Source organism: Micromonospora sp. DH14 (assembly GCF_029809455.1).
GTDB lineage: Bacteria > Actinomycetota > Actinomycetes > Mycobacteriales > Micromonosporaceae > Micromonospora > Micromonospora parva.
In genome coordinates this window covers 25433-37107 of sequence record NZ_JARVKT010000006.1, presented here as the reverse complement: position 1 = coordinate 37107, position 11675 = coordinate 25433, and the positions used below count along the sequence as shown (strand labels likewise).

Sequence of the window (11675 nt, the reverse complement as noted above, 5' to 3'; positions counted from 1 at the left end):
GGCGGGTCCGGTTCCTGGTCGACCAGGAACCGGGCCCGCCCCGTTTCAGCTGGCGTGGCGCAGCAGGTCGTGGAGGAACCCGACGACCTCGTCGGGGGTGAGGTCCAGGGCGTTCTCGCCGACGCTGACCTCGAACGAGCACCGGTCCGGTGCCGGCGCCGAGCGTACGCGGCCGAACAACTCCACCCCGTCGGCGGCGAGCAGCGCGTCGGCGGCCCGCGTCGCGGCGTCCGGCCCGACCGGGAGATGGACGTGGAACAGGGGCGTCTGCGGTGGGTCCGGGTAGGCGCGGGCCGCCCCGTCGGCGTTGATGGCCGCCGCGATCGCCACCGCGTGCTCCCGGTGCGCCGGTAGCCGGGGCAGCAGGGTGTCCAGGCCGTGCAGCGCGGTGAGGGCCAGCGGCCACGCGTCGTAGACGTCGCCGCCGAGGCGGCGACGCCACACCCGGGCCTCGGCCACCAGTGCGGTGTCCCCGGCGAGCGCGGCGCCGCCGACACCCTGAAGTCCCTTGTAGAACGAGACGTAAGCGGTGTCGAACAGCGCGGCGATCTCGGCGAACGGCCGCTGGTAGTACGTCTGCGCCTCCCACAGGCGGGCGCCGTCAAGATGGATGGCGGCTCCGCGCGCACGCATCGCCTCGGTCTGCGCGACGAGGTCGTCCCACTGCGGCAGCACTCCGCCGATGTCGCGTTGCGGCAGCTCCCAGAGCACCGCCGCGAGTGGTTCGGCGACGGCGGTGAGATCGGCCAGTGTCATCAGTCGGTTGCGGTCGCCGACCGGCTGGAAGCGCAGCCCGTGCACGACGGCGTACCCCTGCTGTTTCCAGACCTCCAGGTGACACTGCGGGTGGGCGGCGAAGGCCCGCCTGCCGCGCCGGTCGGCGTGGATGCGCAGGGCCACCTGCTGGGCCATCGTCCCGGTGGGGAAGAACAGGGCTTCGTCGGTGCCGAGCAGGGAGGCCACCCGCCGTTCGAGGGTGGCCACCGGCCCGTCCGGTCCGTGCGGCGGCGTGGCCGGGTCGACCTGGGCCAGCATCGACCGCAGGATGTCGTGCGGTCGACGGCGCAGCTCCGAGTGCAGAAACAGGGAACGCCGAACAGTCATCGCGGCAGTATCCATCCACCCTCAGCCGGTTCGTCGCTCCGGGCCCGGGTCGGTGTCGGCTTGCCAGGCCGCGACGAGGTCCTCGCGGGCGCGGGCGACCCGGGAGCGGATCGTGCCGACCGGGCACTGGCAGACGTCCGCGGCCTCGGCGTAGGACAGGCCGAGCACCTGGGTGGCGACGAACGCCTCACGCCGCTCCCGGGTCAGGCCGGCGATCAGCTGGTGCAGCGTCACTTCCTCGTCGGCGCCGGTGGTGATCGCACCGGCGGCCTCGGCCGCCGCCTGCCAGTCCGGCACCGACGCCGTCCTCGGTCGGGCCACCGCCGTCCGGACGTGATCCACGGCGACGCGCCGGGCGATGGTGAACACCCAGGTGCGGGCCGACGAGCGGCCGGCGAAGCCGGGCAGGTTGCGAAATGCCCGCAGGAACGTCTCCTGGGTCAGGTCGTCGGCCTCCCCCGGCCCGGCCAGGTGCGACAGGAACCGCCAGACCTGGTCCTGCAGTGCCCGGATGAACGCCGTGGCGGCCTGCCCGTCGCCCTGACCCGCCTGCCGCGCCCACCTGGTCACCTGGTCGTCGTCAACGACACCGTTGCGCACCGACCACCGTCCTGTGTGCCACCGGGCGCTCCTTCATGCCGAGATGCCGTCGTCGGAACGCCGCCGGTCGGCCGCGCACTCTGGTGGTCGCCGCCGGGGCCGGAAAAGTTCCCGGGCGTCCCACCTTCGACTGATCTGGCGGATGTCCGACGCGACGAGCGCCAGCGGGCCGCTCAGCGCGGAACGGGCTGGTCCGCGCTCTCGCGTTCTCTCGGCACCGCGAGGTCGGGCATGCGCCACGACCGCCACAGCTGGCTGTATCCGCCCCCGGCGCTGAGCAGCTCGCCGTGCGTCCCGTGCTCCGCGACGCGCCCGTGGTCCAGGACGACGATGCGGTCCGCGGTGGCCGCCTGGCTGAGACGGTGGGCGACGACCAGCGTGGTACGGCCCTCGGTGGCGGCCACCGCGGCGCGGTCGAGGTCGCGGGCGCCCGCGCTGCCCGCCTCGGCGGTGGCCTCGTCGAGGACCGCCACCGCCGGATCGGCGAGGACGAGGCGGGCCAGCGCGAGCTGCTGGGCCTGGGCCGAGGTGAGCTGTCTGCCGCCCTCCCCCACCGGGGTGTTGAGGCCGTCCGGCAGGCCCCGCACCCACTCGGTGGCGCCGACCCGGTCGAGCGCGGTGGCGATCTCGGCGTCGGTGGCGTCCGGGGCGGCCAGGCGCAGGTCGTCGGCGAGCGGACCGGCGAAGACGTGCACCTCCTGGCTGATCAGGGCGATCTCGCGACGGAGGTGGTGCTCGTCGAGCTCAGCCAGCGGCACGCCGCGCAGGGTGACCGCACCGTGGGTGGGCGCGATGATGCCGGCGATGATGCCGGCCAGGGTGCTCTTGCCCGCGCCGCTCGCGCCGACGAGAGCGACGCGCTCCCCGGGGTTGAGCCGCAGGGTGATGTCACGCAGCACGACCGGCCCGTCGTCGTAGCGGTGCTCCGCGACGGTCACCTCCAGTGCCGCCGGTTCGGCCCGATCGCGGCGGGTGGGCTCGGCGTCGCTGGGGGCCGCGGTGTCCGGCAGGGTGGTGACCCCGACGAGTCGGGCCAGGCTGGCCCCGGCCTGCAACACCGAGTCCGACTCGAACAGCAGCAGGCCGATGGGGTTGAAGAGGCGGTGGAAGTAGAGCGCGGCGGTGGTGGCGGCACCGACGGTGGCCAGGTCGCCGCGGACCAGCAGGAAGCCGGCGAGCAGCACGGCGGCGAGCCCCACGAACTCCGAGCGGTTGATGCGCAGCCCGAAGCGGGTGTAGAGGCCGAAGATCTCCAGGGACAGGTCGCGGGCGACGCCGGAGCGGTCCGCGATCCGGGCGACGTGGGCGTCCTCCATCCGGTAGGCGCGCACTGTCGCCGCGCCCCGCAGCGCCTCGGCGGTCGCCTGCGCCCGCTCGCCCGTCGCCACCCGCTCCCGGGCGTAGTACGGCACGGAACGCCGGAGGTACCAGCGCAGCGCCAGCGCGTACGCCGGGGCCGCGACCAACCCGGCGATGCCCAGCCGCCAGTCGAGGGCGAAGAGCCCGGCCGCGGTCAGCACCACGGACAGCAGCGCGCCGAGGAAGGCGGGGCCGCTGGTGGCGATCACGTTCGTCACCACTGCCACGTCGTCGCCGGCACGGGCCACCAGGTCCCCGGTGCCGGCCCGTTCCAGGGTGGCCGACGGCAGGTGCAGGGCGCGGTCGAGGACCCGTTCCCGGAGTCGGGCCAGCACGGTCTCGCCGAGGCGCGCGGCGACCGCGGCGCCGGCCGCGGTGAGGAGCCCCGCGAGCACTGCGGCGCCCGCGATCACACCGGCCCAGGCCAGCACCGTCGGCGTGTCGGTGCCGGCGATGACGTCGTCGACGAGGCGGCCGAGCACCCAGGGGGCGACGAGCCCGGTCGCGGCTGCGGCGACCAGCAACGTGCCGGCGACGGCGCTGAGCCCCGGCAGGAGGGCCAGCTCGGTACGCAGGGCGGCCCAGGTCTGCCGGCCGGTGGCCGTCGGCAGCAGGTGCCGGCTGGTCGGCTCGGCCGTCATCGCAGGGTCTCCTCGCGGTAGCGGGCGTCGCTGGCGAGCAACAGCTCGTGCGGGCCCTCGGCGACGACCCGTCCCCGGTCGATCACCGCGACCCGGTCGGTGATCCGTAGCAGCGCCGGACTGGTGGTGATCAGCACCGTGCCCCGGGTTCCCGTCCCCCGAGCCGTGGCCAGTCGCGCGGCGAGCAGCCCTTCGGTCACCGCGTCGACCGCCGTGGTGGGGTTGTGCAGCACCAGCACCGGCGGGTCGGCGACGAGGGCCCGGGCCAGCCCGATCCGCTGCCGCTGCCCGCCGGAGAGGTTCGCGCCGCGTTCGGTGAGCAGGCGGTCCAGTCCGTGCGGGTGCGCGGCGAGCACGTCCTCGGCGGCGGCGGCGCGGACGGCGGCACGCAGGACCTCGTCGTCGACGGAGGTCCCGGCGCACAGGTTGGCGCGCAGCGTCCCCTCGAACAGCGCCACGTCGTGCTGCTCGACGAGGACCGTGGCGCGCGCGGCGTCGATGTGCAGCTCGTCGGCGGGCATGCCGTCGACGCGGAGCGTGCCCCGGTGCTCTGCGCGGGGCACCCGGCCGGCCAGCAACGCGACCAGCGCCTCGGCGTCGCTCGGGTCGTAGGCGAGCACGCCCAGGATCTCGCCGGCCCGGACGTGCAGGGTGACGTCGTCGAGGCCCGCGTAGCTGACCGCGTCGAGGGCGAGCCGAGACGGGCCCGGGGCGGGCGGTCCGGCGTCACCCGGCTGGACGACCGGCGGGGCACCGAGGACCCGGGCGACCCGCCCCGCGGAGGCGCGGGCCATGGCGAACAGCTGGACGCAGTACCCGAGCGTCTGCACCGGCTCGGCGATGAACTGGGCCAGCCCGACCACCGCCACCAGCTCGCCGATGGTGAGTCGGCCCTGCAACGCGAGCCAGCCCGCGACTGCGGCGACCGTCGCGAGGAAGAGGCCGTTGACGGTGGTGGTGAGCCCGAGGTGCAGGCCCTTGGTGGTGGCGGCGCGCAGGGTGACGTCGAGCGCGTGGCGGCTGGCCCCCGCGTACCGGCGGGCGGCGTGGTCCTGTGCGCCGATGCCGCGCAGCACGCGCAGGCCGGTGACGAGGTCGACGGCGAGGGCGGTGGTGGCGGCGAGCGCCTCCTGCTGCGACGTGCTGCGCCGGGTGAGCAGCGGCGCCATCCGCTGCAGGGCGACGACGAGCAGAGGTACGCCGATGAGCACCCCGAGGCCGAGCGGGACGTCGACGACGAGCAGGGCGACGGCGGCGACCACGATGGCGGTGAGCGCGGCGGCGGTGAGCCCGGCGACACGCACGACGAGCGCGGACAGCTCCGCGTCGGAGGCCGTCACGGACAGCAGTTCGCCGTCGCGCAGGCCCGAGCGGCGTCCCCGCGGATCGAGGGCGCTGCGGACGATCTCGACCCGGGTGGCGTGCGCCTCGTGTTCGACGGCGGCGAACGCCAGTCGCGCGCCGGCCCGGTACGCGAAGGCGAGCACCGTGAACAGGGCGGCCAGCCCGGCCAGCGAGAGCAGCAGGGCGCGGACGTCCCCGGTGGCCACCGCGCGGTCGATGACCACGCCGATGGCCACCGGGACGAGGGCTTCGGTGGCCTGGTGGGTGCAGAGCAGCGCGATGCCCGCTGCCACCCGGGCGCGCTGTCGACGCAGCGCGCGACGCAGCACCGCACCGCCGGTGGTCTCGGCGACTGTCATGCGCGAATCGATGAGGGCACGGCGGCGGACTCCACAGATGATTAGGGCAGGCTAACCTAACATCTCGGGCGTGGGGTCGGAGGCGCGGGCCCGGTGCTCACCACCCGACACCGGACCGGGCAGGCCGAGACCCTTGACGGCCGCCGCGACCAGGACCTCCGGGGCCGACGAGAGATCGAGGACGAGCACCGACTCGTCCGGCCCAGCCGGTTCCAACGTGGCCAGCTGCGACTCCAGCAGACTGGCCGGCATGTAGTGCCCCTCGCGCCGGGTCAGCCGCGCCCTGATGACCTCCGCCGGCCCGTCCAGGTGCACGAAGTCCACAGGGAGCGGGCCCTGACGGAGCACGTCGCGGTACGACCGCTTCAACGCCGAGCAGGCGAGCACCGTCGAACGACCCTCCGCGCCACGGTCGGCGATCCACGCGGCGATGTCCCGCAGCCAGGGCGCCCGGGTGGCGTCGTCCAGCGGCACGCCGGACCGCATCCGCGCCACGTTCTCCGGGGAGTGGAACTCGTCCGCCTCGGCGAACGTCAGCCCGGTCACCGCGCTGATCCCGCGTGCCACGGTGGTCTTGCCGGCTCCGGAGACGCCCATCACCACGACGTGCCGGGTGGGCCGGGCGCCGCGCAGCTCACCAGTCATGGACCGTGCCGTCCTTGAGCCGGTTGAACGGCAGGTACGCCGGCTCGTACGGGAACCGGGCCGCCGCCTCCTCGTCGAGCTCCACCCCGAGCCCCGGTTGGTCGCCCGGGTGCAGGTAGCCGTCGGTGAAGGTGAACGACTGCCGGAACACCTCGTTGGCCAGCGGGGTGTGCTTCATGTACTCCTGGATCCCGAAGTTGTGGATGGCCAGGTCCAGGTGCAGCGCCGCCGCCATACCCACCGGGGAGATGTCGGTGGGGCCGTGGATGCCGGACTTGATCTGGTACTGGGCGGCGAAGTCGAGCAGCTTGCGCATGGCGGTGATGCCACCGGTGTGGGTGACGGCGGACCGGACGTAGTCGATCAGCTGCTCGCGGATCAGGGTCTGGTAGTCCCACACCGTGTTGAAGACCTCGCCGATGGCCAGCGGGGTGGTGGTGTGCTGGCGGACCAACCGCAGCGCCTCCTGGTTCTCGGCCGGGGTGCAGTCCTCCAGCCAGAACAGGTCGTACGGTTCGAGGGCCTTGCCGAGCTTGGCGGCCTGGATCGGCGTCATCCGGTGGTGCCCGTCGTGCAGCAGCGGCAACTCCGGGCCGAACTCGTTGCGTACCGCCTCGAAGACCGACGGCAGGTGGCGCAGGTACGCGCGGGTGTCCCAGTCCTCCTCGGCGGGCAGCGGGGTGCGCTGGGCGGGTTCGTAGTCGTAGCGCTGGCCGGTGGCGCTGGGCTGCGCGGCCACGCCGTAGACCGCGTTGATGCCCGGCACCGAGGTCTGCACCCGGATCGACCGGAAACCCTCGTCGAGGTGGCGGCGGATCGAGTCGAACAGCTCGGGAAGGTCGCGACCCGAGGCGTGCCCGTACGCCATGATGCCGGTGCGGGACGCGCCGCCCAGCAGCTGGTACAGCGGCATGCCGGCGGCCTTGGCCAAGATGTCCCAGAGCGCGACGTCCACCGCGGCGATGGCGGCCATGGTGACCGGGCCCCGCCGCCAGTACGCCGACCGGTACAGGAACTGCCAGGTGTCCTCGATGCGGTGCGCGTCGCGCCCCATCAGCAGCGGGGCGACGTGGTCGCGCAGGTACGAGGCGACGGAGAGTTCACGGCCGTTGAGCGTGGCGTCGCCCAGACCGGTGATCCCCTCGTCGGTGGTGATCTTCAGGGTGACGAAGTTCCGGTCGGGGCTGGACACGATGACGTCTGCTGCGACGATCTTCACTGGGGGCCTTTCCGTTAGTGCCGGTCGGGGTCTCACCACTCCGCGTAGGAGCCGTCGGGGTGCCGCCAGGTGGGGCTGCGCCAGGCGTGCCCGCGCTTGTCCGCGGTCCGCACCGCGTGTTCGTCGATCTCGATGCCGAGGCCGGGGGCGGTCAGTCGGGACACGTACCCGTCGACGAAGGTCAGCGGAGTCTGGTCGAGGCAGTAGTCGAGCACCTCGGCGCCCTGGTTGTAGTGGATGCCGATGCTCTGTTCCTGAATGAGGAAGTTGGGGGTGGCGAAGCCGACCTGCAGGCAGGCGGCGAGGGCGATCGGCCCGAGCGGGCAGTGCGGGGCGAGCTGCACGTCGTACGCCTCGGCCAGCGTGGCGATCTTGCGAACCTCGGTGATGCCGCCGGCGTGCGCGAGGTCCGGCTGGGCCACGGCGATGCCGGCCTGCAACACGGGCAGGAACTCCTGCCGGCTGTAGAGCCGCTCCCCCGTCGAAATGGGGGTGGTGGTGCAGCGGACGACCTCACCGATCAGGTGCGAGTTCTCCGGCACCACCGGCTCTTCCAGGAAGAACGGCCGGTACGGCTCCAGCAGCGGAGCCACCCGCCGGACGTTGGCGAGGGTGAACCGGCCGTGGAAGTCGACGGCGACGTCGCGGTCGTCGCCGAGAACCTCACGGGCGACGGCCACCCGCCGCACCACCGCGTCGAGGTCGGCGACCGAGGCGAGCGCGCCCATCGGCCCGGACGCGTTCATCTTCACCGCGGTCAGGCCCGCCTCGACCCGGGCGCTGACCTGGTCCCGGATCTCGGCGGGCTCGTCGCCGCCGATCCAGCCGTAGACCCGGATCCGGTCCCGGACCGGCCCGCCGAGCAGTTGGTGCACCGGGGCGCCGTAGTGCTTGCCGGCGATGTCCCAGAGCGCCTGGTCCAGACCGGACACCGCGCTGGCCAGGATCGGGCCGCCGCGGTAGAAGGACCCCTTGGTCAACACCTGCCAGTGGTCCTCGATACGCAGCGCGTCGCGACCCGTGAGCAGTTCGCTGAGCTGGTCGACGGCCGTGCGTACGGTCTCGGACCGGCCCTCGCAGGTCGCCTCACCCCAGCCGACGATGCCGGACTCGGTCTCGATCCGGACGAACAGCCAACGCGGCGCGACCAGGAAGGTCTCCACCTTCGCGATCCTCGTCATGACCCGGTCAGCCCTTCGTGGCACCGGCGGTCAGGCCGGAGACGACGTACTTCTGCACGAACAGGGCGATCAGCATGATCGGCAGGGTGACCACCGTCGCGGCGGCCATCAGGCCGCCCCAGTCGATGCTGGCGTAACCGACGAAGTCGAAGATCGCGACGGGGAGCGTCTTCGTGTCGGAGCCGGAGAGCACCAGGGCGAACATGAAGTTGTTCCAGGAGAAGATGAAGGAGAGGATGCCGGCGGTCGCGACGCCGGGCACCGACAACGGGAGGGTGATCCGCCGGAACGCGCCGATGTGGGTCAGCCCGTCGACCAGGGCGGCCTCTTCCAACTCGGCCGGCAGCCCGTCGAAGTAGCCCATCATGATGTAGACGATCAGCGGCAGCGACACGAACATGTGGCTCAGGATCAGCACGCTGAACCCGCCGACCATCTTCAGGTTCGAGAAGACGTAGTACCAGGGCACCAGCAGCGAGACGCCGGGGATCACCCGGGCCATGAGCACGACGAGCGCGGACTTCTTCATGGTGAACCGGCTCATCGAGTACGCGGCGGGCACGCCGAGCAGGAGCGAGAGCGCGGTGGCCGCGAACGCCACCCAGAGGCTGTTGCCGATGAACTGGAGATAGTTGGCCTGCTGAAGAACTGTCTCGTAGTTCTTCAGGCTGGGCGAGAAGACGAACGCCTTGGCGGTGTCGTAGATGTCCACGTTGGTCTTGAACGACGCGGCGATCATCCAGAGCAGCGGCGCCATCAGCGCGAACACCACGACCACCAGCGCCGAGGTGCGGAACACCCGGTACGGCTTGCTCGGCTTCATCGGCCCAGCCCCTTCTTGCGATAGGTGAGGGCCCACATCACCCCGATGATGATCAGGAAGAAGATGATGAGGACTGTCGACGAGACGCCGTAGTCGTTGTAGTCGAAGCTGAGGCCGTACGCGTACACGTTGAGGGTCTCGACCTCGTGGAACGACCCGCCGCCGCGGCCCTTGGTGGCGTAGAGGATGTCGAAGGTCTTCAGCGCGTCGATGCCGCGCAGCAGGATGGCGACGATCACCGTCGGCATCAGCAGCGGGAGGGTGACGTGCCGGAACCGCTGCCAACTGCTGGCACCGTCGATCCGGGCCGCCTCCTGGGGCTCGTCGGAGAGCGAGGTGAGCCCGGCGAGGAGAATCAGCACGACCATCGGGGTCCACTGCCAGATGTCGATGAACATCGTGGTCGGCAGGGCCGAGTGCTGCCCGGCCAGCCAGGGCTGCGGGCCGATCCCGATCCAGCCGAGCAGTTGGTTCGCCATCCCGATGTTGGGATCGAAGATCAGCCGCCACATCATGCCGACCGCCACCGGGGTGGCCACCAGTGGCAGGAGGATCGCGACCCGGACCCACTTCTCACCGCGGAAGGGTCGCCACAGCAGCAGGGCGATCGCCATGCCGAGGATGACCTCGAAGAACAGCACGACGCCGGTGAACAGGACGGTACGCCAGACCGCCGGCCAGAACCGGTCGGTGTCGGTGAGCACGTCGAGGTAGTTCTGGACGCCGATGAACTCCGACTCGGCGCGCACCGAGCCCTCGGCGTCGGTCAGGCTCAGGTACCCGGTCCACGCCACCGGGAAGATGATCAGCACGGCGACGAACGTCATGGCGGGCGCCGCGAAGAGCCACTTGCGGTGCTCGTTCGTCCACCGTGACCAGGCGGAGTCTTCCTGGACCGCCGCAGGGGCCTCGGGCGTGTCGGTGCGGGGGGTGATGACGGCTGACATGAGGGGTCTCCGGGTTCGCGGGTCAGGTCCCGGCGGGGCGGCGGAGCCCGTCGGCTCCGCCGCCCGGCGGTCGGGCTACTTCGCCTCGTCGTCGAGGAACTTCTGGAACGCCGCGTTGGCCGTCTCCGCCGAGGCGGCGGCGTCCTTGCCGGTGATCGCGTCCACGATCGGCTGGCCGACGATCTCCCGCGCCTCGGCCACCTTGACCACCAGCGGACGGTCGTGGCCGACACCGTTGGCGGTGCTCGCGGTGTTCGCCTCGGCCAGGTCCTTCGGGTAGGAGGCGGTACCCGCCGGGTTCGCCCAGACCGAGGTGCGGGCACCGGGTACGCCGGCGGTCTGCTGTGCCAGCGCCTGCTCCTTGCCGGCGGCCCACTGGATGAACTTCCAGGCGTTGTCCTTGTTCTCCGAGCTGTCGTTCACCCCGAGCGCCCAGGACGGAATGTTGTACGGCTTCGAGCCGGCCGGGCCGGCCGGGAAGGCCGCGAAGCCGACCGTGTCGACGACCTTGGACTTGGTCGGGTCGGTGGCGTTCTTGTAGAGCGAGTTGGCCTCGGTGTAGAAGGCGGCCTTGCCCTGCGTGAAGATGGCCATCGCCTCGGACCAGCTCATGTCGGTGCTGATGTTCTCCGGGCCGTGGTCGCGCAGCAGCCCGCCGTAGTACGCGTAGGCCTGCTTGGCCTGCTCGGTGTTGACGGTGGCCTTCCCGCTGGAGTCCACGAAGTCGCCGCCGAAGCTGAAGAGGAAGCTGGAGAACTGGGTGACAGCCGCGGCCTTGCCGGTACGCGCGACGAAGCCGGCGACGCCCGGGTTGTCGGCCTCGATCTTCGCGGCCTGCGCCTTGAGCTCGTCGAGAGTCTTCGGTGGCGCGGTGAAGCCGGACTTCGTCAGGAGGTCCTTGCGGTAGTAGAGGACCTCCTGCTCGGTGATGATCGGCAGCCCGACCACCTTGTCCTCGTAGGTCGTCGCCTGCATCGGCCCGGCCTGGAAGTCGCCGACCTCGAAGGCGCTGTCGGACTTGACCCTCTCGCTCAGGTCGGCGAGGTACTTGTTCTTGGCGAACAGCTTCCCCTCCTGCAGGGGCCGGTACATCATCACGTCGATGTCGTCGGAGCCGGCGTTCAGCTTGACGTTGTACTGGTCGGAGAGCTGGTCCTCACCGAGCTGGGTGACGTCGACAGTGAGGCCGGACTGCTTCTCGAACTCCGGCAGGGCCTTCCTGATGTTCTCCGTCCACACGTGGTTGACGAGTGTCACGCGAACGGTCTTGGAGTCTTCGCCGCCGCCGTCGCCACCGCAGGCGGTCAGGCTCATGGCGGCGACCACGGCCAGAGAAGTGCCGATTACCAGTCGACGTCGCACGCTGTCTCTCTTTCTGTCGTGGCCGCCGCCCCGAGAGAGCCGCTACCTCGGCGTTACATCCGCTTAACATCGGGATGCTAGGCCGAAAAAG

General features: G+C 71.7%; 10 protein-coding genes. All 10 read right to left on the bottom strand.

Going from position 1 to position 11675, the window contains the following annotated elements; translation table 11 throughout:
- Positions 1 to 45: 45 nt before the first annotated feature.
- The 10 genes from QCZ28_RS10555 to QCZ28_RS10510 all read right to left on the bottom strand — a co-directional run bounded on the left by QCZ28_RS10555 (position 46) and on the right by QCZ28_RS10510 (position 11584).
- Positions 46 to 1104, bottom strand: coding sequence for a beta-eliminating lyase-related protein (locus QCZ28_RS10555; protein ID WP_279516437.1), 1059 nt, complete (start codon positions 1102 to 1104; stop codon positions 46 to 48).
- 21 nt (positions 1105 to 1125) lie between these two features.
- The gene (locus QCZ28_RS10550; protein WP_279516436.1) at positions 1126 to 1704 is read right to left on the bottom strand and encodes a sigma-70 family RNA polymerase sigma factor; all 579 of its coding nucleotides are present in this window, start codon (positions 1702 to 1704) and stop codon (positions 1126 to 1128) included.
- Positions 1705 to 1877: 173 nt separating this feature from the next.
- A complete protein-coding gene (locus tag QCZ28_RS10545) occupies positions 1878 to 3704 on the bottom strand; it encodes an ABC transporter ATP-binding protein (protein WP_279516435.1) in 1827 nt (608 codons plus the stop codon).
- Positions 3701 to 5407, bottom strand: coding sequence for an ABC transporter ATP-binding protein (locus tag QCZ28_RS10540; RefSeq protein WP_279516434.1), 1707 nt, complete (start codon positions 5405 to 5407; stop codon positions 3701 to 3703). Before QCZ28_RS10540 ends, QCZ28_RS10545 begins: the two co-directional genes overlap by 4 nt.
- Positions 5408 to 5458: 51 nt before the next feature.
- A complete protein-coding gene (locus QCZ28_RS10535; protein ID WP_279516433.1) occupies positions 5459 to 6052 on the bottom strand; it encodes a gluconokinase in 594 nt (197 codons plus the stop codon).
- Positions 6042 to 7271 carry a D-mannonate dehydratase ManD gene (manD, locus tag QCZ28_RS10530; RefSeq protein ID WP_279516432.1) on the bottom strand — a complete coding sequence of 410 codons (1230 nt, stop codon included), beginning with the start codon at positions 7269 to 7271 and terminating at the stop codon, positions 6042 to 6044. Before manD ends, QCZ28_RS10535 begins: the two co-directional genes overlap by 11 nt.
- A gap of 32 nt (positions 7272 to 7303) precedes the next feature.
- Positions 7304 to 8452: a galactonate dehydratase gene (gene dgoD, locus QCZ28_RS10525; protein ID WP_279516431.1), complete on the bottom strand. Its 1149-nt coding sequence runs from the start codon at positions 8450 to 8452 to the stop codon at positions 7304 to 7306.
- Positions 8453 to 8459: 7 nt separating this feature from the next.
- A complete protein-coding gene (locus QCZ28_RS10520) occupies positions 8460 to 9275 on the bottom strand; it encodes a carbohydrate ABC transporter permease (protein WP_279516430.1) in 816 nt (271 codons plus the stop codon).
- The gene (locus QCZ28_RS10515; RefSeq protein WP_279516429.1) at positions 9272 to 10222 is read right to left on the bottom strand and encodes a sugar ABC transporter permease; all 951 of its coding nucleotides are present in this window, start codon (positions 10220 to 10222) and stop codon (positions 9272 to 9274) included. The genes QCZ28_RS10520 and QCZ28_RS10515 overlap by 4 nt, the downstream gene beginning before the upstream one ends.
- Before the next feature lie 75 nt (positions 10223 to 10297).
- Positions 10298 to 11584, bottom strand: a complete 1287-nt coding sequence (locus tag QCZ28_RS10510) for a sugar ABC transporter substrate-binding protein (RefSeq protein ID WP_279516428.1) — start codon at positions 11582 to 11584, stop codon at positions 10298 to 10300.
- Positions 11585 to 11675 lie beyond the last annotated feature (91 nt).